The 21,866-nt window shown below is 69.2% G+C and carries 19 protein-coding genes; 1 reads left to right on the top strand and 18 read right to left on the bottom strand.

Annotated elements, in window-relative coordinates; all coding sequences use genetic code 11:
- Positions 1–37: 37 nt before the first annotated feature.
- The 3 genes from OG976_RS22415 to ftsY form a co-directional block, all read right to left on the bottom strand.
- On the bottom strand, positions 38–376 hold the full coding sequence (locus tag OG976_RS22415) for a P-II family nitrogen regulator (protein WP_167103821.1): 339 nt from the start codon (positions 374–376) through the stop codon (positions 38–40).
- Positions 377–381: 5 nt separating this feature from the next.
- Positions 382–1,761, bottom strand: a complete 1,380-nt coding sequence (locus OG976_RS22410) for an ammonium transporter (protein ID WP_328353826.1) — start codon at positions 1,759–1,761, stop codon at positions 382–384.
- Positions 1,762–1,938: 177 nt separating this feature from the next.
- A complete protein-coding gene (gene ftsY / locus OG976_RS22405; RefSeq protein ID WP_328353823.1) occupies positions 1,939–3,282 on the bottom strand; it encodes a signal recognition particle-docking protein FtsY in 1,344 nt (447 codons plus the stop codon).
- 60 nt (positions 3,283–3,342) lie between these two features.
- Here ftsY and fni point away from each other — a divergent pair, with 60 nt between their 5' ends.
- Positions 3,343–4,368 carry a type 2 isopentenyl-diphosphate Delta-isomerase gene (fni, locus tag OG976_RS22400; RefSeq protein ID WP_328353820.1) on the top strand — a complete coding sequence of 342 codons (1,026 nt, stop codon included), beginning with the start codon at positions 3,343–3,345 and terminating at the stop codon, positions 4,366–4,368.
- Here the strand turns inward: fni and OG976_RS22395 are convergent.
- From OG976_RS22395 to OG976_RS22325, 15 genes are all read right to left on the bottom strand, one after another.
- Entirely contained in the window at positions 4,365–5,684 is a 1,320-nt protein-coding gene (locus OG976_RS22395; RefSeq protein ID WP_328353817.1) for a carboxylesterase family protein, read from the bottom strand. The two genes, fni and OG976_RS22395, sit on opposite strands and share 4 nt — an antisense overlap.
- 60 nt (positions 5,685–5,744) lie before the next feature.
- Entirely contained in the window at positions 5,745–9,335 is a 3,591-nt protein-coding gene (gene smc / locus OG976_RS22390) for a chromosome segregation protein SMC (protein ID WP_328353814.1), read from the bottom strand.
- 26 nt (positions 9,336–9,361) lie between these two features.
- Entirely contained in the window at positions 9,362–9,643 is a 282-nt protein-coding gene (locus tag OG976_RS22385; RefSeq protein WP_328353811.1) for an acylphosphatase, read from the bottom strand.
- Complete coding sequence (locus OG976_RS22380) at positions 9,630–10,046, bottom strand: OsmC family protein (protein ID WP_328353808.1); 417 nt, start codon at positions 10,044–10,046, stop codon at positions 9,630–9,632. The genes OG976_RS22385 and OG976_RS22380 overlap by 14 nt, the downstream gene beginning before the upstream one ends.
- 45 nt (positions 10,047–10,091) lie before the next feature.
- The gene (locus tag OG976_RS22375) at positions 10,092–10,547 is read right to left on the bottom strand and encodes a cupin domain-containing protein (RefSeq protein WP_328353805.1); all 456 of its coding nucleotides are present in this window, start codon (positions 10,545–10,547) and stop codon (positions 10,092–10,094) included.
- A 32-nt stretch (positions 10,548–10,579) separates the two neighbouring features.
- Complete coding sequence (gene mutM, locus OG976_RS22370) at positions 10,580–11,437, bottom strand: bifunctional DNA-formamidopyrimidine glycosylase/DNA-(apurinic or apyrimidinic site) lyase (RefSeq protein ID WP_328353803.1); 858 nt, start codon at positions 11,435–11,437, stop codon at positions 10,580–10,582.
- Positions 11,438–11,461: 24 nt separating this feature from the next.
- Entirely contained in the window at positions 11,462–12,154 is a 693-nt protein-coding gene (rnc, locus tag OG976_RS22365; protein ID WP_328353800.1) for a ribonuclease III, read from the bottom strand.
- Complete coding sequence (locus tag OG976_RS22360; RefSeq protein WP_328353797.1) at positions 12,151–12,738, bottom strand: YceD family protein; 588 nt, start codon at positions 12,736–12,738, stop codon at positions 12,151–12,153. Before OG976_RS22360 ends, rnc begins: the two co-directional genes overlap by 4 nt.
- Positions 12,739–12,814: 76 nt before the next feature.
- Positions 12,815–14,782 (bottom strand): PE family protein, encoded by a 1,968-nt coding sequence (locus tag OG976_RS22355; protein ID WP_328353794.1) that lies wholly within the window; start codon positions 14,780–14,782, stop codon positions 12,815–12,817.
- Positions 14,783–14,837: 55 nt separating this feature from the next.
- A complete protein-coding gene (sepIVA, locus tag OG976_RS22350) occupies positions 14,838–15,575 on the bottom strand; it encodes a cell division protein SepIVA (RefSeq protein ID WP_328353791.1) in 738 nt (245 codons plus the stop codon).
- Positions 15,576–15,829: 254 nt separating this feature from the next.
- Positions 15,830–16,312, bottom strand: a complete 483-nt coding sequence (coaD, locus tag OG976_RS22345; RefSeq protein ID WP_328353788.1) for a pantetheine-phosphate adenylyltransferase — start codon at positions 16,310–16,312, stop codon at positions 15,830–15,832.
- A gap of 20 nt (positions 16,313–16,332) precedes the next feature.
- Complete coding sequence (rsmD, locus tag OG976_RS22340) at positions 16,333–16,887, bottom strand: 16S rRNA (guanine(966)-N(2))-methyltransferase RsmD (RefSeq protein WP_328363895.1); 555 nt, start codon at positions 16,885–16,887, stop codon at positions 16,333–16,335.
- The gene (locus tag OG976_RS22335; RefSeq protein ID WP_328353785.1) at positions 16,884–20,348 is read right to left on the bottom strand and encodes a pyruvate carboxylase; all 3,465 of its coding nucleotides are present in this window, start codon (positions 20,346–20,348) and stop codon (positions 16,884–16,886) included. The genes rsmD and OG976_RS22335 overlap by 4 nt, the downstream gene beginning before the upstream one ends.
- Positions 20,349–20,383: 35 nt before the next feature.
- Entirely contained in the window at positions 20,384–21,022 is a 639-nt protein-coding gene (locus tag OG976_RS22330; protein ID WP_328353782.1) for a vitamin K epoxide reductase family protein, read from the bottom strand.
- The gene (locus OG976_RS22325) at positions 21,019–21,810 is read right to left on the bottom strand and encodes a DsbA family protein (RefSeq protein WP_328353779.1); all 792 of its coding nucleotides are present in this window, start codon (positions 21,808–21,810) and stop codon (positions 21,019–21,021) included. Before OG976_RS22325 ends, OG976_RS22330 begins: the two co-directional genes overlap by 4 nt.
- Positions 21,811–21,866: the final 56 nt, after the last annotated feature.

Genomic DNA, 21,866 nt, shown 5'->3' with positions numbered 1-21,866 from the left:
ATCCGGTGTGGCCGCAAGAAGACTCACATCGTGTACGTCAGAGGGCGTCCGACCCTCGCTCGCCGGTACGAACCCGAATGACGGTCTCGACCGGGCTGACCCACACCTTGCCGTCGCCGATCTTGCCGGTCCGGGCTGCCTGCACGATGACGTCCACCACCTTGTCGACGGCGGAATCATCAACCAGGACCTCCACCCGAACCTTGGGCACGAAGTCGACGGAGTATTCAGCACCGCGGTAGACCTCGGTGTGACCCTTCTGGCGTCCATACCCCTGGACTTCGCTGACGGTCATTCCGAGAATACCCGCCTGCTCAAGACCGGTCTTGACGTCTTCCAGCGTGAACGGCTTGACGATCGCAGTGATCAGCTTCATTTCCCTCATTCCTCCGCGCCGTGACGACCGAGAACCGAGCCTGTGCCGGCGACCGCGAAGTCGTACGCGGTCTCCGCGTGTTCGGCTTCGTCGATACCGGACGCCTCGGCCTCACGGTCAAGCCGCAGTCCGATGGTGTACTTGACGATCAAGGCCAAGATAGCGGTACCAACAGCGGAGTAGAGCAAAACCGCTCCCGCACCGACGGCCTGTCGCCAGAGTTGGTCGAAGCCGCCGCCGTAGAACAGACCAGCGACTGCTGCCGGTGCTTCGGGCGTTGCGACCAGACCGATGAGCAGGGTGCCCAAGATGCCACCCACAAGGTGCACGCCGACGACGTCGAGCGAATCGTCGAACCCGAACTTGAACTTCAGGCCGACTGCCAGTGCGCAAGCAACGCCCGCGACCACACCAATGACCAACGCGCCGACCACATTCACCGACGAGCAGGACGGGGTGATAGCGACCAGCCCGGCGACGATACCCGAGGCGGCACCCAGGGTGGTGGCATGCCCGTCACGAATACGCTCGGTGAGCAACCAGGCCAGCATTGCCGCCGCGGTGGCCACCGTGGTGGTGATGAAGGTCGTACCGGCAGCGCCGTTGGAGCTGGTGGCCGAACCGGCGTTGAATCCGTACCAGCCGAACCACAGCAGACCAGCACCGAGCATCACGAACGGCAGGTTGTGTGGGCGCATCGGCGTGCTCGGCCAGCCGACACGCTTGCCCAGGATGATGGCAAGCACCAGGCCGGCAGTACCGGCGTTGATGTGCACCGCGGTACCACCCGCGAAGTCGATTGCCTTGAGTTTGTTGGCAATCCACCCGCCCGTCTCAGAAGTCACTCCGTCGAAGGCGAACACCCAGTGGGCGACCGGGAAGTAGACGAAAGTGGCCCACAGACCCGCGAACACGAGCCAGCCGCCGAACTTGAGGCGGTCTGCCACGGCACCGGAGATCAGCGCGACGGTGATGATCGCGAACATCAGCTGGAAGGCCACGAATACCGTCGCCGGCAACGTGCCAACCAGCGGAATGTTCACCGCGTCAGCGGCCTCGACTCCTGCGGCCGGGTCAGCCGACACCGCGGCGATGGCATTGCCGCCGATGAGGCCCTTGAGGCCGAAGAACTGCAGGGGATCGCCGAAGAGGTTGAACTTGTCATTGCCGAAGGCCAGCGAGTAGCCGTAGAGCACCCACAGCACCGTCACGACACCCATCGAGCTGATGCTCATCATGATCATGTTGAGCACGCCCCTGGCGCGCACCATGCCACCGTAGAAAAAGGCCAGGCCTGGCGTCATCAGCAGCACGAGCGCGGAGCTCGCAAGCATCCACGCAGTGTCGCCGGTGTCCGGCGCACCTAATATCGGGAATCCATCCACTCGCAGTTTCCTCCTTCACCCATGCCACGGTTAGGCACCGTTGACCTAGGCCAGAACAATGCTGAGTGGTTGTTTCCACGAGGACGCCTGGGTGTTTCGCATATGTGAACGGATCGGCAGTCTGCGTTTCGCGGTTGTTACATCCCGCAATTCCCACCGCTGAGAACGGATTTGCGGTTATCCGAGCAGCGCATCAACGAAGGCGCCGGGCTCGAACGGAGCCAGATCGTCAGGTCCTTCGCCCAGGCCGACCAGCTTGACCGGGACACCCAGCTCCTGCTGCACGCGGAAGACGATGCCACCCTTCGCGGTGCCATCGAGTTTGGTCAGCGCCACTCCGGTGATGTCGACGACGTCGGCGAACACCCGTGCCTGTGCCAGACCGTTCTGGCCGATCGTGGCATCGAGCACCAGGATCACCTCGTCGACAGCCGCCCGCTTACTGACCACGCGCTTGACCTTGCCCAGCTCGTCCATCAGGCCGGTCTTGGTGTGCAGCCGGCCCGCGGTGTCGATGACGACGACGTCAGCACCCGAGGCGATGCCTTTGTCGACGGCGTCGAAGGCCACCGAGGCGGGATCGGCACCTTCGGCTCCGCGCACCACTTCGGCGCCGACCCGCGACGCCCAGCTCTGCAGCTGATCGGCGGCTGCGGCGCGAAACGTGTCGGCCGCACCCAGAACGACCCGGCGTCCGTCGGCCACCAGGACGCGGGCCAGCTTGCCGACCGTCGTCGTCTTGCCGGTGCCGTTGACACCGACGACCAACAGCACTGACGGTTTGTCGGCGTGCGGCAGCGCCTTGATCGAGCGGTCGAGGCCAGGATTCAGTTCGGCGATCAGCACGGCGCGCAGGATCGCGCGGACATCGTCCTCGGTGCGTACCGTGCTGCTGGCCAGCCGGCTGCGCAGCTGCGCGACCACCGATGAGGTCACGACAGGGCCCAGGTCGGCGATCAGCAGGGTGTCCTCGATCTCTTCCCACGACGCCTCGTCGAGGTCGCCGCCGCCCAGCAGGCCGAGCATGCTGCGTCCGAGCGCGTTCTGGGATTTGGCCAGCCGGCCGCGCAGACGCTCCAGTCGGCCTTCGGCAGGCGCAATGGCGTCGAGGTCGAGCGGGGCGGGCGCAGTCGAGGCAGCTTCGGGGACCGCCGGCGCCTCAGGCTCGACGGGCTCCTCGACCACCGGCGGCTCGGGCAGTCGCACGTCGGAGATCGGCCGCTTGACCGAGTCGCGGGGCACCGCCGCGTCGTCGCCGACTCCGGGCCGCCCCACGCCGGTGTCAATCCCCCGGTCGCCTCGCTCCTGCCCCGGGGCGTCCAGCGTGGCAGTTGCTGACGATTGTGTGAACGATATGCCTGACGAGGCCGTATAGCCGCCCGAGCGGTCGATCGGTGTGGCAGCCTCTGAGCTGCGGCGCAAGCTGATCTGGCGCCGCCGATACCGGACCAGACCGACGATCAGCGCAGCGACAACCAGGACGGCGATGACCGCGATAGCGATCCAGAGACCCTGTGACACCGTGCCATTGTTTCAGGGCCCGGCACGGGTCGGTGTCGCGCCTGCACATCCGGGTAGGCCATGACCGTGGACGAGGGCGGCATCGCGACCCGCAAACTGCGCCACATAGACGCCTGTCTGACCGGGCCGGTCGAGTATGTCTCGGTCACCACCGGTTTCGAGCGCTACGGGCTTGCCTACAACGCGCTGACCCAGACCAGCCTGACCACCATCGACCTGAGCACGCAGTTTCTCGGCGCTCAGCTGCGCGCACCCGTCCTGGTCGGGGCGATGACCGGCGGGGCCGAGCTGTCCCGCACGATCAACCGCAATCTGGCCGAGGCCGCACAGAAGCTGGGTGTCGGCATGATGCTCGGTTCGCAGCGCATCATGCTCGACGACGACACGGCGGCCCGCAGTTTCGAGGTCCGCGAACTGGCACCAGATGTGCTGTTGATCGGCAACATCGGCCTGGCGCAGCTGTCCGACGCCGTCATCCCCAAGCTGGCCGCCGCACTGGAGCGCGTCGGCGCGAATGCTCTTGCCGTGCATATCAATCCGCTGCAGGAGGCGATGCAGGACAACGGTGACACCGACTTCAGCGGCTCCCTGCAACGGCTTCGCCGATTGGCCGAGGAGCTGCCGTATCCGGTGATGGTCAAGGAAGTCGGCCACGGCATCGGCGCCGACGCCGCCGAGCGGCTGCGTGGCCTGCCGATCGCGGCCGTCGACGTCGCCGGCGCGGGCGGTACGTCCTGGGCACGCGTGGAGCAACTGGTGCGCTACGGCGAGGTGCGCTATCCGGCGGTCGCCGAGTGGGGTGTGCCCACGGCGCAGGCGCTGCAGGAGGTGCACCAGACCCTGCCCGGGATGCCGCTGGTGGCCTCGGGAGGCATCCGGACCGGGATGGATGCCGCCAAGGCACTGGCGATGGGTGCGGACGTGGTGGCGCTGGCGCGCCCGCTGCTGGCTCCGGCGATCGAGTCGCCCGCAGCCGCGCTGGACGCGCTGGAGGGTTTCATCGAAGAATTGCGGATCTGCCTGCACGGCTGTGGTGTGGACGACCTGGCCGGGCTGCGCCGGCTCGGTGTGACCCCGGCGTCCTAGCCGAATCGCAGTTCCGGCGCCGACAGCGCGTCCGTGCCGCCGCGTGCGAATCCGGTCCACACCGACCGCAGCCGCTCCCCGAGCGCGTCGTCGATCATGCGGCGCGGCCCGAGCATCGGCGCATCCGACCACGCACCGGCGGTGCCGAACAGGTAGGGCAATTCGATGCAATGGCAGGCGCCGAACGGCGCCCCCGGCGGTGCCCAGTCGAACCGGTAGGTGCCGGCGCGACCGCCGGCTTTGCGCCAACTCGTGACGAACTCGCTTGTGCCGCGGGCGAAGACCCGCATGGTGACCGGCCGGGTCGCCGCCCGGATCACCTGTCGTCGAAGTTGATCGGGTCGCATCGCGGCGACCTGGGACCGCATCGCGACGAACGGGGCGCCATCGTCCTTGGTGTAGCCGATGAACAGTTCGACACGGCGGGCCGCGTCGGCGAGCCGGGATGGCAGGTCCTCGGCGGTCGGCAGCGGATACCGGCCCAGCCGCGGCGCGAACGCCATCCCGCCGAGCAGGCTGAAGCGTTGCGCCGCAACCGCGGCGGCCTGTTCGGCCGCCAGCAGCTGCTCGATGGTCGCCTCCCGCGGCAGCGTGCCGCCGAGTGTGTCACTCATCGCGGCCTGCATGGACACCGCCATCTCGGCGCGGCCCGCGGCCACCGCGGCGGTGCCGGTGCCGACACCCAACGGCGCGCTCTGAGCGATCACCCGGTGAAACAGGCCGTCGGTGCCGTCACTGAGCATCAGGGCGATCACCGAGTCACCGCCGGCCGACTGACCGAACACGGTGACGTCGTCGGGGTTTCCGCCGAAGGCCGCCACGTTGTCGCGTACCCATTGCAGCGCGAGGATCTGGTCGCGCAGCCCGATGTTGTCGTCGGCGTCGGCGTCGGCAGGAGCCAGGTATCCGAAGATCCCGAGCCGGTAGGTGACGGTGACCACCACCACGTCGCCGTCACGGACCAGTGGGGTCGGATCGTATTTCGCCGACTCGCCACCGCCCGCGACATAGGCACCGCCGTGGAACCACACCATGACCGGCAACCTGGCCGCGCCCTGGGGTGCGGTCACCGACAGCACCAGGCAGTCCTCGTCGACACGAAGGTGATCGACGACGGGGCCGGTGACGAAGTCGAGCCGGCCGGCCCGTTGCGGGCAGGCCGGTCCGGGACTGGTGGCTGCACGCCGGCCCGGCCATGGTTCGACCGCTCGGCCGGCTTCGAAGCGCCGGGCCCGGCCGTAGGCCACGCCACGCGCCCGCACCATGCCCTCACCGAGGTCGACAGCGATCAGACCGGCCGAGGTCGCCAATTCCACAACGTTGAACCTAGACCGTGCGACGGACCCGGCGAGCCGCGTCCACTCGGGCTCGGGGCACTAGCCGCTGGTGGCGACCAGTTCCTGGCCGCGCATCCGCTGCGAGATCACGGTGGTGATGCCGTCACCCTGCATGGTGACGCCGTAGAGCGCGTCGGCGATCTCCATCGTCGGCTTCTGATGGGTGATCACGATCAGCTGCGACTGGGTCCGCAGCTGCTCGAACAACCCGATCAGCCGGCGCAGGTTGACGTCGTCGAGCGCCGCCTCCACCTCGTCCATCACGTAGAACGGGGACGGACGCGCACGGAAGATGGCCACCAGCATCGCCACCGCGGTCAGCGACTTCTCCCCGCCGGACAGCAGCGAGAGCCGCTTGACCTTCTTGCCCGGCGGCCGGGCTTCGACCTCCACACCCGTGGTCAGCAGGTCATTGGGGTCGGTCAGCAGCAGCCGGCCCTCACCACCGGGGAACAGGGTGGCGAACACCTGCCCGAACTCACGCTCGACGTCGGCGTAAGCCTCCGCGAACACCTGAAGGATGCGGTTGTCGACGTCGGCGATCACGTCGAGCAGGTCTTTGCGGGCGGCCTTGACGTCCTCGAGCTGGGTGGCAAGGAAGTTGTAGCGCTCCTCGAGTGCCGCGAACTCTTCGAGCGCCAGCGGGTTGACCCGGCCCAGCTCGGCCAGTTCACGTTCGGCCCGCTTGGCGCGCCGCTCCTGGGTCGACCGGTCGAACGGCATCGGGGCAGGCGTGGTCACCTGTTCGCCGCGTTCCTTGGCCTGTTCGTACTCGGCCATCTCCAGCTCCGACGGCGGCAGCGCCACGTCGGGTCCGTACTCGGCGATCAGGTCGTCGGCAGCCATGCCGAACTGTTCGAGCACCATCTCCTCGAGCTGTTCGATGCGCATCGCGGCCTGCGCCTTGGCCACCTCGTCGCGGTGCAACGAATCGGTCAGCGCGGTAATTCGGCTGTTGAGAGTGGTGACTTCCTCGCGTGCCGCGGCCATCGCGGTGGCACGTTGCTGTCGCTCGGCAGCCAGGGTGTCACGGCGACGCGAGGCGGCGACGACGACCCCGGCCAGGCGCTCGGCGACCTGCCGGCCGGACTCGGCCACCGCGGCGGCGACGGCCGCGGCATGGGCACGGGCGGCCCGGGCCCGCTGGGCGCGAATCCGCGCTTCACGCTCGGCCGCCGCGGTTCGGCGCAGTGAATCAGCCCGCCCACGAACGGCATTCGCACGTTCCTCGGCGGTGCGCACCGCAAGCCTGGCTTCGACCTCCACCGCGCGTGCCGCCTCGGCGGCGGCTTGCATCTGCTGGCGGTCCGCCGGGGCGTCGTCGGTGACGGTCGAGGTTTCCTGAGCTGCGTTGAGCCTGCCCTCCAGTGCGGTCAGGTCCTCGACGGTCTGCACCCGGCTGGTTTCGAGTTCGGCGCGTTGGGCGAGCTGACGACGCCAGTCCTCCTCGGCGACGCGGGCGTCCTGCCCCAGCCGGCCGAGTTGTTCGTAGATCGCCGAGATCGCGGCGTCGGACTCGTTGAGGGCGGCCAGCGCCTGCTCGGCGGCGTCCTGCCGGTTGGACTGCTCGCTCAGCGCACCGGCAAGCGCAGCCGACAGCTCTTCAACCTGCGTCTCGGATGCGGCCAGTTCCGTTGTGGCCTTTTCGATTTCGGAGGCGATCTCCAGGGTGCTCGGCTTGCGGTCTGATCCGCCACTGACCCAGCCCGGGCCGACCAGATCACCGTCGAGTGTCGCCGCACGCAGCGCCGGCCGGGCGGCGACAAGGTCAAGGGCCGCACCCAGATCCTCGACCACGGCGACGTCGGCAAGCATCGCCGACAGCGCGCCGCGCAACCGCTGCGGGGCGTCGACCAGATCGACCGCCCAGCGTGCACCGGCGGGCAGCGGCGCGTTGTCACTGTGCGTGGCCACGGGCCAGTCCCCCAACACAATTGCGGCCCGTCCACCGTCGGCCTCCTTCAGCGCTCGGACCGCGGAGCGGGCGGCGTCGAAGTCGTCGGCCGCCACCGCGTCGGCCGCCGCGCCCAGCACTACGGCCAGCGCAACCTCGTAGCCGGCGTGCACCTTGACCAGCGTGGCGATCGTTCCGAAAAGTCCTGCGCTACCGCGGTTCTGCACCAGCCAGGCCGCTCCGTCCTTGCGCTCCAGGCCGACGGACAGCGCCTCGATCCGGGCCCGTAACGAGGCCACCTGGCGTTCGGCGGCCCGTTCGGCGGTCTGCAGCTCGGCGACCCGCTCGTCGGCCACCCGTAGGGCGGCCACACTGCGGTCATGCTGTTCGTCGAGGCCGAGCTCACCCTGGTCGAGTTCACCGATCCGGCTCTGCACCGTTTCGAACTCGGCCTTGGCCTGCTGGGTGCGGGTGGCCGCCTCTTCGATCGCGTTCGTCAGCCGCGCCACACCCTCGTCGATGGACTCGACCCGGGCGCGCATCGTCTCGACCTGACCGGCCAACCGCGCCAAGCCTTCTCGGCGATCGGCCTCGGCCCGGACGGCGGCCATGTGAGCCCGTTCAGCTTCGGCGGCCGCGCGCTCCTTCTCGGTCTGTTCGGCACGGGCCGCTTCCAGCCGGGTGCGGGCCTCGGTCAGCTCGGCCAACAGCTGCTGCTCGCGGGCGGCGATCTCGTCGGCCTGCGCCTCGAGCGCGTCGGGGTCGGGCCCGCTGCTGGCCTCCGGCTCGCTGTCCAGGTACTGCGCCCGCTCGCTGGCGATGCGCACGGTGGCGCTGACCCGCTCGGCGAGCGCCGAGAACCGGAACCAGGCCTGCTGGGCGGCGTCGGTGCGCTCCGAGAGGGTTGCGACAGCGGCTTCGTGGGTGGCCAGCGCCTCGGTGGCCACGGCCAGCCGCTGCGCGGCCTCGTCATGCTCGCGGCGCAGCGTCGTCTCGGTGGTGTCGGCGCCGGCGAACTCGTTACGCCGGGCCACCAGGTCGTCGGCTGCCAGCCGCAGCCGGGCGTCGCGAAGGTCGGCCTGGATGGTCTGGGCGCGCCGCGCCATCTCGGCCTGGCGGCCCAACGGTTTGAGCTGACGGCGCAGTTCGGTGGTCAGGTCGGTCAGGCGGGCCAGGTTGGCCGACATCGACTCGAGCTTGCGGACGGCCTTTTCCTTGCGCTTGCGGTGCTTGAGCACACCGGCGGCTTCCTCGATGAAGGCCCGGCGGTCTTCGGGCCGCGATTCGAGGATCTGTGACAGGCGCCCCTGCCCGACGATGACGTGCATCTCCCGGCCGATGCCGGAGTCACTGAGCAGTTCCTGGATGTCCATCAGTCGGCAGCTGCTGCCGTTGATCTCGTACTCGCCGGCGCCGTCGCGGAACATCCGCCGGGTGATCGAGACCTCGGAGTATTCGATGGGTAGTGCGTTGTCGGAGTTGTCGATGGTCAAGGTGACCTCGGCGCGCCCCAGCGGGGCTCGCGTCGAGGTGCCGGCGAAAATGACGTCCTCCATCTTGCCGCCGCGCAGGGTCTTGGCCCCCTGCTCGCCCATCACCCAGGTCAGAGCATCGACAACGTTGGACTTGCCCGAGCCATTGGGACCGACGACGCAGGTGATGCCGGGTTCGAAGCGCAGAGTCGTCGGGGACGCGAACGACTTGAAGCCCTTCAGCGTCAGACTCTTGAGGTACACGTGCAGTGAGATTACCGGCGGGCGGCTCAGCGCTCGCGGAACCCGGTAATCGGCTCGCCGGGTTCGGTGAAGTCGGCGACCACTGTGTCCACCGAACCGGGGGTCGAATCGCCCCGCAGCAACTCCAGAAGCCGCTCACAATCGGCCCGCGGACCCTGGGCGACCACCAGGACACGGCCGTCGGCCTGGTTGCCTGCGTAGCCGGTCAGGCCCAGTTCCAGCGCCCGCGACCGCGTCCACCAGCGGAAACCCACGCCTTGGACGTGGCCGTGCACCCAGGCGGTCAGGCGAACGTCAGGCTCGGCCAACGTCGGTCACCTCGAAGTTCACCTGCGCGCCGTTCTTCAGCGTGCGTCCGACGGTGCAGACCTGGTCGATGGCGCGGTTGACCACCACGATCAGCCGTTCCACCTCCTCGGCCGACAGCCCGGACAGGTCGATCTCCAGCTTCTCCTGCAGCAGCGGGTAACGCTCCTGGTCCCGGTCGGCGTCACCGGAGACCTTGATGACCGCCTGGAACTCGTCGCCCAGACGGCGGCGCAACGGCTGGTCACTGCTCAGGCCACTGCAACCGGCCAGCGCGATCTTGAGCAGCTCACCGGGTGTGAAGACGCCGTCGTCGGTCTCCGAGCCGATCAGGACTTCCGCGCCGCGGCTGCTGCGCCCCGTATAGCGCCGGATACCGGTGCGCTCCACCCACAGTTCAGTCATGGCACATTCCTACATCCACCGGCGCGGGGATATTCCACCGCACCGTCACAGCTGTGGCTGCGGAGCCGGGCCGCGGCCGAGCATCCGCCGCAGCAGGTGTTTGGCGCGCCGGCCGACGGTGACCTGCTTGCGCAACGGCCAGGGCAGGTTGGTGCGCACCACCGCATGCTTGCGGACGTAGGTCGGCACGTACCAGGTCGCCCAGGTGCCGGTCCGGAAGATCGCCGAGTCGCCGGCCCGCAGCCACGTCGGGGGCACACCGTCCGCGCTCACCTCGACCTCGCCCTCGATGATGTGCACGGTCTCGTCGCAACCGAAGTACCAGCGGAACCTGCCCGCGGTGCAATCCCACACGAAGTTGCCCGCCAGGCCGTCGGTATCACTCGACCACCAGGTGCTGCGGATCTGCGGATCGCCGTCGATGATCCACTCCGGGTTGATGGCGCCAGGAGCCAGTGTCAGGTCTGCGCCCGAACGGATTTCGATGCGATGTTGCTCCATGTATCACCCTCCCGCCGTTGCCGGCATCCTTGTCACCGAGTCGGCCTGCGCGGTGCGGGCTGACAGTTCGGGCAGTAGAACGACGACCGGTTCATGAACTTCTCCCGGCGGATCACCGCCCCGCAGCGCCGGCAGCTTCGATCTTCCTGGCCGTAGGCGTTGAGCGACCGGTCGAAGTAGCCGGACTGGCCGTTGACGTTGACGTACAGCGAGTCGAACGACGTACCGCCTTGCCCCAGCGCCTCGCGCATCACCTCGGCGGCCGCATCCAGCAGCTCCCCGAGCTGGCGCCGGGTCAGCTTCTCGGCCAGCCGGGCACCGTTGATCTTCGCCCGCCACAGTGCCTCGTCGGCATAGATGTTGCCGATCCCGGAGACCACGGTCTGGTCGAGGAGCTGCCGTTTGATCTCGGAATGCTTGCGGCGCAACACCGTAACGACGGCATCGCGGTCGAACAGCGGATCGAGCGGGTCGCGGGCGATATGCGCCACGGGCGCGGGTACCCGGCTACCGTCGACGGTCACCAGATCAGCCAGCTGCCAGCCGCCGAACGTGCGCTGGTCGACGAAGCTCAGCGCGGTGCCGTCATCGAGCAGCGTCGCGATCCGCAGATGGTCGGTATTCGGGACCGGCCCCAGCAGCATCTGACCACTCATCCCGAGATGCACCACCAGCGCCTCGTCGTCGGAGAGGGTGAGCCACAGGTATTTTCCCCGCCGGTCGGTGCCGAGGATGGTGGCGCCGAGTAGCCGGGCAGTGAGGTCGCCGGCACCGGCTTCGTGGCGGCGCACCGCCCGCGGATGGTGCACCCGCACCGCGGTGATCGTCTTGCCCGCGGCGTGGGCCTGCAATCCGCGGCGCACCACCTCGACTTCGGGAAGCTCAGGCATCGGTGAGTTGAATCATGCTGTGTGTCAAGCCTTTTCCAGCGCCTTCCAGGCGGCCGCGGCGGCCTTCTGCTCGGCCTCCTTCTTCGACCGGCCGACACCGCTGCCGTACTCGGTGTCCGTCACCATCACGATGGCGGTGAACTCCTTGTCGTGGTCGGGGCCGGTCGAGGTCACGACGTAGGACGGCGGGCCCAGACTCCGTGCGGCGGTGAGTTCCTGCAGGCTGGTCTTCCAGTCCAGACCCGCACCCAGGGTCGGGGCCGTGTCGAGCAGATCGCCGAACAGTCGCAGAATGACCTCGCGGGCGACCTCGACGCCGTGGTGCAGATACACCGCGCCCAGCAGCGATTCCATCCCGTCGGCCAGGATGCTGGATTTGTCGGCGCCACCGGTGTTGACCTCACCGCGCCCCAGCAGCAGATGTGCGCCGAGGCCTTCGTCGGTGAGGTCTCGCGCCACGTCGGCCAGGGCATGGGTGTTGACCACACTGGCGCGCAGCTTGGCCAGATCACCCTCGGTGCGCTCGGGGTGGCGATGGAAGAGTTCGTCGGTCACGGTCAGGCCGAGGACCGCGTCGCCGAGGAACTCGAGGCGTTCGTTGGTGGGCAGCCCACCATGTTCGTAGGCGTAGCTGCGGTGGGTCAGCGCAAGAGTCAGCAGCTCTTCAGGCAACTCGACACCCAGCGCGTCCAGCAGGTGTTGGCGCGGGGGCGTCACGACGGGTCTGCCTGCTCGTCTCCGTCGCCCACCATGCCGGCCAGCTTCGCCCAGCGCGGATCGATCTTGTCGTGGTGATGGCCGGGTTCGGCGGTGGCCAGTGCGACGCCGCAGTCGGGGCACAGCCCCAGGCAGTCCTCGGAACACAACGGCACGAACGGCAGGGCGAGCCCGACGGCGTCGACGATGGCCTGTTCGATGTTGACGGTCTGATCGATGACGTGGCCCACCTCGTCCTCCTCGGTGGTGGACTCGGTCTCGCTGTCGGGGTAGGCGAACAACTCGGTCAGCTCAATCTCGACCTCGCCCGCGGCCGGCCCCAGGCACCGGGCGCATTCACCACTGGTCGGTGCATGCACGGTGCCCGACACCAGAACGCCCTCGGACACCGACTCCAGCCGCAGGTCCAAGTCGAGGTCGGCGCCGCGATCGATAGCGATCAGGTCGAGTCCGATGCGCGACGGGCTGGGTACCGTCTCGTGCACTTCCATCATCGAGCCGGGCCGGCGGCCGAGCTTGGACACGTCGAAGATGAGCGGCAACCGCGCATCGGGGTGCGTTTTCGCACGGTGTGAGCTCGCCATAACCCCCGATCTTAGGGCCCGGGCCGCACCGATCAGGACGGTTACCGGTCAGCGGGTCCGCGCGTCCAGGACATCGTCACGGGCTGCCGGGATGGCCCGTTGCCCCGGGCTTGCCGCGCGCACCGGCCTGACCGCTCGCACCACCGGCGCCGCCGGCCTTGACCACATTGCCGGCCTGGGTGCCGCTGGCCGCCGCATCACCCCCGTTGCCGCCGCCACCGCCGTTGCCGCGGAACCCGCCGGAGCCGCCTGCGCCGCCCGACCCACCGGTGCTGATCGCGGTGGTAGCAACATCATTGGTCTGCACCGAGCTGCCGCCGCCGTCGCCCCCAGGGCCGCCCGAGGCGAAACTTCCACCGGCGCCGCCGGTTCCGCCGGTGCCGCCCGTCGCATCGCCGCCGTTCTCGCCGTCTCCCGAACCGGTGACGGCCTCGCCGCCGACGCCGCCACCACCGCCGTCGCCGAACGTCCCACCGGCGCCGCCCTGCCCGCCGGTACCGCCGACCCCCGCACCGGAATCCGACTCCCCCACCCCGCCGTCGCCTCCGGCGCCGCCGCGAGCGAACGCGCCACCGGCACCGCCGCTGCCGCCCGCACCGCCGACTCCGGTGCCAGTGCCCTCATAGTTGACCCAGCCGTAGCCGCCGACTCCCCCGGCGCCGCCGGTCCCGGCCAGGCGGGCGTCGCCGCCTCGGCCGCCCGCGCCACCGTAGGCGTTCAGCCCGGCATAGCCATCGGCGTCACCGCCGGATCCGCCGTCACCGCCGGCAGCCCCGATCGACCCCGCACCACCTGCTCCGCCGCTGCCAGCGGTCACGACGGCCCCACCATGCCGGTAGCCGCCCGCGTACCCGCCCTTTCCGCCCGTCCCGCCGGTGCCGCCGAGCAGGACACCGCTGGAGCCACCCTGGCCACCGGAGCCGCCGAGTGCGATGCCATCTCCCTGCATGTCAGCGAGCCCGCCCGTCCCGCCGGCACCGCCGGCGCCGACCAACACAACGCTGCCACCGGCACCGCCTGCGCCACCGGTGGCATCCCCGCCGGCGTACGCGGACGCACCACCGCCGACGCCGCCGACACCCGCAGAGCCCAGGGTGGCTTGGCCGCCGGGCCCACCCGCACCCCCGACAGCCGGGCCGTAGATGCTCGTCACGCCCAGATCGTCGGGTCCGCTGTAGCCGCCGCCGTTGCCCCCGTTGCCGGCGTTGCCCATCAGCAGGCCGCCACGGCCGCCCGCGCCTCCGGCACCACCGGTGGCGCCGTCGGCCGAGCCGTCACCGTGAGCGGCGCTGCCACCGCCGCCGGCATCGCCGCCGCTGCCGAACAATCCGGCGTCTCCCCCGCGGCCACCGGCTCCGCCGCTGGCCCGACCGTTGCCGGTTGCGCCGTAGCCGCCGTCGCCGCCGCTGCCGCCCCGACCCCGGATCAGCCCGCCCCGGCCACCGCTACCGCCGAGGCCACCGGTGGCGTCGACCACCAGTGCCGAATCGCTACTCCCGAAGTCAGTGCCGCCGGCGCCACCCGCGCCGCCGGCGCCGAACAGGCCCGCGTTTCCGCCGCGGCCACCTCTGCCCGCGGCGGTGGCGGTGCCGTCCGCGCCGTACTCGGCGTCCACCCCGGCGCCGCCGTCACCGGCGCTGCCGCCGAACAAGCCGGCGTTTCCGCCGTTGCCGCCGTTGTACCCGTTGCCACCGTTACCGAAGATCAGCCCGCCGCGACCGCCGCTGCACGTGGAGGTGCCTGCGCAGCTGGCGGAGTCGTAGCTATAGCCATTGCCGAGTAGCAAGCCCGCGTCGGGGTGCTCGGCAGTGCCGTTGGAGATGAAGATCGCGGCGATGTCGCCCGGGGTCCGGATTGGCGTCGTCACTGCCGCCGCCGAGACCGCCGGGCCGACCAACGTGCGGTGGTTGGCCCCGCCCACGGGTGACAGCGGCACGTCAAAGGAGGTCAACCGCACCGCGGTGGGGGTGGGCGTGCTCTGCAGCGCGACGAATACTCCGGCGGCCACGAACGCGACGCCAGCCAGGCGCCCCGGAATTGTCATGGCGGTCAGTATTGCGGGCGGCCGTCGCCTACGCTGACCGCCCTGTCAGGACGGCTCAGTGCTGCACGTAGTCGTGGGTTCCGGCGGCGGTGCGCAACTGGTGACGGCCGCGGCTCACCGAGCGCAACGTGCCATTGAGGTAGTCCTCGAACTGGGCAAGCTTGTTGTCGACGTAGATGTCGCACTCGCCGCGCAACCGGTCGGCTTCGGCGTGTGCGGTGTCGATGAGCTTGGTGGCCTCAGCGTTGGCAGCCTGTACGACCTCGGTCTGGGAGACCAGTCGCTGCTGCTCCTTGATGCCTTCCTGGACGGCCTTCTCGTAGGACATGTTGCCGCTCTCCACCAGGCGGTCGGCCTCGGCCTTGGCTCGGCTGGTGGCGGCTTCGTACTCGCGCTTGGACGTCGCAGCCAGCCGCGATGTCTCCTCGCGGGCCTCGTGCACCATGCGCTCGCTGTGCTGGCGGGCTTCGGCCACCATGCGGTCAGCCTGCGACTTGGCGTCGGCCAGCAGTCGGTCGGCCTCGGCGCGGGAGTGGCTGAGCAGCGAGTCGGCCTCGGCGGTGGCGTTGCCGACCATGGAGTCGGCGTGCTCCTTGGCTTCGCGCAGCAGCGCGTCGCGGGCGTCGAGCACGTCCTGGGCGTCGTCGAGTTCGCCGGGGATTGCGTCCTTGATGTCGTCGACCAGTTCCAGCACATCACCGCGCGGAACGACGCAGCCGGCCGTCATCGGCACGCCCCGGGCTTCCTCGACGATTGCGCTCAGTTCGTCGAGCGCTTCAAAAACTCGGTACACGGCGCCGCCCTCCTGGCGTAGTTGGTAGTGACCAGTGTGCCTGGTGTTACGCCTGTGACTGCGGTGGTGTATCGGTGTGTCGGCAACCGAATCTGGCAGGACCACTGGTCAGAGGGCGGGTCACTCCGCGCTCTTCGACCATTATGTCGGCCTGCCGGCACCGAGACGCACCTATCCGCGAGTGTGCAATCTGATCCTGAGGCCGCGGCGTGTCGCGTACGAAACCGCTCACTCGCGGGCGCAGAGCCCGGGGGTCAGCGCCGATCGGCCAGCTTGGCCTGCAGGCGGCGGTTCACCGCGTCGGGCAGCAGAGCCGAGACATCGCCGCCGAAGGTGGCCACCTCTTTGGCCAGTGACGACGACACGAACGAGTACTGCGGTGTGGTCGCGACGAAGAACGTGTCCACCCCGGCGATGTGCTTGTTCATCTGCGCCATCTGCAGCTCGTACTCGAAGTCCGTTCCGGTGCGCAGCCCTTTGACGATCGCGGTCAGGCCGCGCTGCTTGACGAAGTCGACGACCAGGCCGCGGCCGGACTCGGCCCGCAGGTTCGGCAGATGGCTGGTCGATTCCTCGATCATCGCGATGCGCTCGTCGATGTCGAACATCCCGGACTTGTTCGGGTTGATCAGCACCGCGACGACCACCTCGTCGAACTGTGCCGCGGCGCGCTCGAAGATGTCGACGTGCCCCAACGTCACCGGGTCGAACGATCCCGGGCAGACAGCGCCACTCATACGCAGACGCTAGCAGGCACTCACGGCACCTCAGCGGCCTCGACCCGGGTGTCGCCGTAGCGGCGCACAGACCAGGCCGTCCAGTCCGACGGCCAGCTCACCGGCGGTGAGGAGACCGACCGCTCGACGACCACCACCGCTTCGGGGGCGACCCAGCCGTTGCGTACGAGTTGCGCCAGCATGGCGTCGACCTCGGCCGCGGGCACGTCGTAGGGCGGGTCGGCCAGCACCAGATCCGCCGGCCGCGGCGCAGCTCCCGTCAGCACCGCGGCCACCGCACCGCGGCGTACCGTCGCGCCAGCCAGCCCGAGGGTGGCGATGTTGCGGGTGATGACCGCCGCTGCGCGCGAATCGCTTTCGACGAATACCGCCGAGGCCGCACCGCGGGACAGCGCCTCGAGCCCGAGCGCGCCCGAGCCGGCGAACAGATCGAGAACGTGCAGTCCGTCGAAGTCGCGCCGCGCGGCCAGCGCGCTGAACAGCGCTTCGCGCACCCTGTCGGTGGTCGGCCGAGTTCCCTTGGGCGGCACGTCGATTCGCCGGCCCCCCGCCACACCGGCAACGATCCGGGTCAGGTCGATCCCCCGGTCGCTTCGCTCCTGCCCGCCGGTCCTGATCCCCGGGTCGCTTCGCTCCTGCCCGCCGGTCCTGATCCCCCGATCACCACCAGCAGGTCGCCACCCTCAACCCCGGCCGTACTCGCGACCGCGACCCGGTTGACGGTGCCGGCCTTGGGCGCGGTGATCGCCGCCTCCATCTTCATCGCCTCGATGGTCGCGATGGTCTGCCCGGCCTTGACCTCGTCGCCGACAGACACTCCGACGGTGACCACCCCCGCGAACGGAGCGGCGACGTGATCGGGGTTGGTGCGATCGGCCTTCTCGGCGGTGGGCACCGTGTCGGCGATGCTGTGGTCGCGGACCGCCACCGGTCGCAGCTGGCCGTTGATGATGCACATGACGGTGCGCATGCCACGCTCGTCGGGATCGGAGATCGCTTCGAGCCCGACGATCAGCTGGACGCCGCGTTCGAGCTGGATGCGATGCTCGTCGCCGTGGCGCAAGCCCCGGAAGAACTGGTTGGCGCTCAGGCCCGAGGTGTCGCCGTATTCCTCGCGGTGGGCCTCGAATTCGCGGGTGGGGCCGGGGAACAGCAGCCGGTTCAACGCGGCCTGGCGGACCGGGCCGGGTTCGGCGAGCACCTTCTCGTCCTCGGCCGACAGTGGCTGCTCGGGCTTCGCCGGCTCGCGTCCCTGTAATGCCTTGGTGCGCAACGGTTCCGGCCAGCCGCCGGGCGGGTCACCGAGCTCGCCGCGCAGGAATCCGATCACCGAGTCCGGGATGTCGTGGCGGGCGGGGTCGGCGGCGAAGTCCTCGGCGGTGATTCCGGCTCCGACCAGGGCCAGCGCCAGATCCCCGACGACCTTGCTCGACGGGGTCACCTTGACCAGCCTGCCCAGGATCCGGTCGGCACCGGCGTAGGCGTTCTCGACATCCTCGAATCGGTCACCCAGGCCCAACGCGATGGCCTGCGTGCGCAGGTTGCTCAGCTGACCGCCGGGAATCTCGTGGTGGTAGACGCGCCCGGTCGGCGCGGGCAGGCCAGCCTCGAACGGGGCGTAGACCCGCCGCAGCGACTCCCAGTACGGCTCCAGGTCGCATACCGCGCCCAGATCCAGTCCGGTGTCGAACGTGGTGTGCGCGGCGGCCGCGACGATCGCCGACAGCGGCGGCTGGCTGGTGGTGCCCGACAGCGGGGCGGCCGCCCCGTCGACCGCGCTGGCTCCGGCGTGCCAGGCCGCGGTGTAGGTGGCCAGCTGCCCGCCCGGGGTGTCGTGGGTGTGGACGTGCACCGGTAGGTCGAAGCGGCTGCACAAGGCCGAGACCAGCGTGTGTGCCGCCGGTGGACGCAGCAGGCCGGCCATGTCCTTGATGGCCAGCACATGTGCGCCCGCGTCGACGATCTGCTCGGCCAGCCGAAGCCAGTAGTCCAGCGTGTAGAGCGTTTCGGCGGGGTTGGACAGGTCGCCGGTGTAGGACATTGCCACTTCGGCGACCGCTGTTCCGGTGTCGCGCACCGCGTCGATCGCGGGCCGCATCGATTCGACGTTGTTGAGTGCGTCGAAGATCCGGAAGATATCGACGCCGCTGCGGGCGGCCTCGTCGACGAACGCATGCGTCACCGTCTCCGGGTAGGGCGTGTAGCCCACGGTGTTGCGGCCGCGCAGCAGCATCTGCAGACAGATGTTGGGGATCGCCTCGCGCAGGGCGATCAGCCGCTCCCACGGGTCTTCCTTCAGGAAGCGAAGCGCCACATCGTAAGTCGCGCCACCCCAGCATTCGATGGACAACAGCTGCGGCATCATCCGGGCGATGTAGGGGGCCACCGTCAGCAGGCCGGATGATCGCACCCGGGTCGCCAGCAACGATTGGTGGGCGTCGCGGAAGGTCGTGTCGGTCACGCCGACGGCCGCAGAATCCTTGAGCCACGTGGCGAATCCCGCGGGGCCCAGTTCGGTCAGGCGCTGCTTGCTGCCCGGCGCCGGTGTGCTGCCCGCGATGTCGATGGCGGGCAGTTTGTCCTGGGGGTAGACCCGGTCGGGGTCCTGGTACGGCGAGTTCACCGTGACCTCGGCGAGGAACTTGAGCATCTTGGTTCCGCGGTCTGCCGACGTGCGCGAGGTCAGCAGCTGCGGGCGCTCGTCGATGAACGAGGTCGTGACGCGCCCGGCCTGGAAGTCCGGATCGTCCAGAACTGCTTGCAGGAACGGGATGTTCGTCGACACACCGCGGATGCGGAACTCGGCGACCGCGCGCATGGCCCGGGCCACCGCGGTCGGAAAGTCGCGACCGCGGCAGGTGAGCTTGACCAACATCGAGTCGAAGTGCGCGCTGATCTCGGCACCGAGATGGGTGCCGCCGTCCAGGCGGATCCCGGCGCCGCCCGGCGAGCGGTAGGTGCTGATCCGGCCGGTGTCGGGACGAAACCCGTTGGCGGGATCCTCGGTGGTGATGCGGCACTGCAGTGCCGCACCGTGTGGGCGCACCGCGTCCTGGGACAGGCCCAGCTCCTCGAGTGTGGCCCCGGCGGCGATCTTCAGCTGCGAGGACACCAGGTCGACGTCGGTGATCTCCTCGGTGACGGTGTGCTCCACCTGAATTCGGGGATTCATCTCGATGAAGACATGCTGGCCCCGCTCGTCGAGCAGGAACTCGACCGTGCCGGCACAGCTGTACCCGATGTGCCGGGCGAAAGCGACGGCGTCGGCGCACATCCGTTCGCGCAGAACCTCGTCGAGATTGGGCGCGGGGGCCAGCTCGATCACCTTCTGGTGGCGGCGCTGCACGCTGCAGTCGCGTTCATAGAGGTGGATGACGTTGCCGTGGGTGTCGGCCAGGATCTGGACCTCGATGTGGCGCGGATTGATCACCGCCTGCTCGAGGAACACCGTCGGGTCGCCGAAGGCGGACTCCGCCTCGCGGCTGGCCGCCTCGATGGCCTCCGGCAGGGCATCGGGGTCGCTGACCCGTCGCATCCCACGTCCGCCACCACCGGCGACGGCCTTGACGAACAGCGGAAACTCCATGGTCGCCGCCGCGGTCACCAGCTCGTCCACCAACGCCGACGGCGGCGAGGACGCCAGCACCGGCAGCCCGGCTTCCCGGGCAGCGGCGATCGCCCGCGACTTGTTGCCGGTCAGCTCGAGGATGCCGGCGTCGGGGCCGATGAAGGTGATCCCCGCCGTCGCGCACGCCGCGGCCAGTTCGGGGTTCTCCGAGAGGAATCCGTACCCGGGATAGATCGCGTCGGCCCCGCACGCCAGCGCCGTCTCGACGATCTCGCCGACCGAGAGGTAGGCGCGCACCGGGTGACCGATGTCGCCGATCTGATAGGACTCGTCGGCCTTGAGCCGATGCAGAGAATTGCGATCCTCGTAGGGATAGACGGCGACCGTGCCGATACCCATCTCGTAGGCGGCGCGGAAAGCGCGGATCGCGATCTCACCGCGGTTGGCGACCAGGACTTTGGAGATCACAGGCGGACCCTACCCTCAGTGCACACTCGACGCTGCTAGATCAACGTCGACCAATAACTCCAAAAGCGAACCAGGATCAAGAGAATCACCGCGGTGAACCACAGCGTGACGATCGACCACCGCCAGGTGTAGATGCCGCGCAGCACGGCATTTCCGGCCAGCGGACGCAGCGCGATCGACGCCACCACCACGAACAGCGGGATGGTCACCGACCACACCACCATGCAGTACGGGCACAGCGCTCCGATGACGTACAGCGACTGGTAGATCAGCCAGTGCACGAACACCACACCGAGGCCGGTGCCGATCATCAGCCCTACCCAATACCAGTGCGGCAGGCGGACTTTGGTCACCGCGAGCACACCGGTCACGATGGCGACCGTGAATCCGGCGATGCCCATCAGCGGGTTGGGGAAGCCGAACACCGACGCCTGGTGGGTCACCATCACCGACCCGCAGGACAGCACCGGGTTGATGCTGCAGCTCGGCACGTAGGCCGGGTTGATCAGCATCTCGATCTTCTCGATCGTCAGCGTCGCCGCGGACACAAAGCCGATCACACCGGCGATCAGCACCCACCAGGCACTCGTTGCGCGCACCGAGACCCCGGCCGCACGGCCCGCCGACTCGGCGGGCTCGATCGGGCCGACGGGTGCCGGCGTCGCCACGCTCACGGCGCTGCGGGTGCCGGGGCGGGCGGAGCCGGAGGCGCAGCCGGAGCCGGAGCCGGAGCCAGCGCGGGGACGTTACCGACGATCGCCTTGACCTTCGCGATCAGCTCGTCCGGGGAGGCGGGGCTGATGTCCTCGCCGTTGAGCCGGATGGTGGGGGTAGCGGTGATCTTGGCGGCCGCGGCCAGGCCGTCGACCATGTCGTTGTACTTGCCGCCGTTGATGCACGACGACACCTTGTCGGTCGGCACCCCGGCCTGCCGGGCGGTCTCGATCAACCGGCCGTTGTCCGGAGCGCCGCCCGCACCTTCCTCGGGCTGCATGGCGAACAGCGCGGAGTGGTACCGGCTGAAGGCTTCCTTGTCCTCGTTGCCGACGCAGTAGGCCGCGTTGGCCGCACGAGTGGAGTAGTTGTCGTTGGCCCGCGAGTTGAGGATGGCGACCGAGTAATAGTCGGCGGCCACCGCGCCGGCTTCGACCAGCTTGTTGATGGTCGAGCTGTAGGCCTTCTCGAAGTCCCGGCAGTGCGGGCACTGGAAGTCCTCGTAGAGCGACAGCACGGCCTTGGGCTCGTCACTGCCGTCCTTCTTGATCAGCGCGGCCGACGTGATCCGGACGGCTTGAGCGTCTCCGGCGCCGGTCTTCTTGTCGTGGCCCATCACGATGTAGAGCACCAGGGACACCGCGAAGATGACGACGATGGCCGTCAGGCCCAGCTGAATGGCCAGGTTGCGTTTGCGGTCCGCAGCCTTCAGGTCGTAGCGGGGCGTGCTTTTCTTGTTATTGGCCACGGGTCGGGAGATCCTCGCTGATTCAGGACTGGCTTGTTGGCCTCTCCAGAGTACCG

Origin of the sequence: Mycobacterium sp. NBC_00419 (assembly GCF_036023875.1) — a bacterium.
In the GTDB taxonomy this organism is placed as follows: domain Bacteria; phylum Actinomycetota; class Actinomycetes; order Mycobacteriales; family Mycobacteriaceae; genus Mycobacterium.
Note: the sequence above shows the minus strand (reverse complement) of the source record. Positions and strands in the feature narration are given on the sequence as shown.

Excerpts from the sequence above, each read along its gene's own strand:
- OG976_RS22415 (WP_167103821.1), bottom strand. The coding sequence starts at position 376 with ATGAAGCTGATCACTGCGATCGTCAAGCCGTTCACGCTGGAAGACGTC.
- fni (WP_328353820.1), top strand. The coding sequence starts at position 3,343 with ATGACCGTGGACGAGGGCGGCATCGCGACCCGCAAACTGCGCCACATA.
- OG976_RS22380 (WP_328353808.1), bottom strand. The coding sequence starts at position 10,046 with ATGACTGAACTGTGGGTGGAGCGCACCGGTATCCGGCGCTATACGGGG.
- OG976_RS22375 (WP_328353805.1), bottom strand. The coding sequence starts at position 10,547 with ATGGAGCAACATCGCATCGAAATCCGTTCGGGCGCAGACCTGACACTG.
- mutM (WP_328353803.1), bottom strand. The coding sequence starts at position 11,437 with ATGCCTGAGCTTCCCGAAGTCGAGGTGGTGCGCCGCGGATTGCAGGCC.
- OG976_RS22360 (WP_328353797.1), bottom strand. The coding sequence starts at position 12,738 with ATGGCGAGCTCACACCGTGCGAAAACGCACCCCGATGCGCGGTTGCCG.
- OG976_RS22355 (WP_328353794.1), bottom strand. The coding sequence starts at position 14,782 with ATGACAATTCCGGGGCGCCTGGCTGGCGTCGCGTTCGTGGCCGCCGGA.
- coaD (WP_328353788.1), bottom strand. The coding sequence starts at position 16,312 with ATGAGTGGCGCTGTCTGCCCGGGATCGTTCGACCCGGTGACGTTGGGG.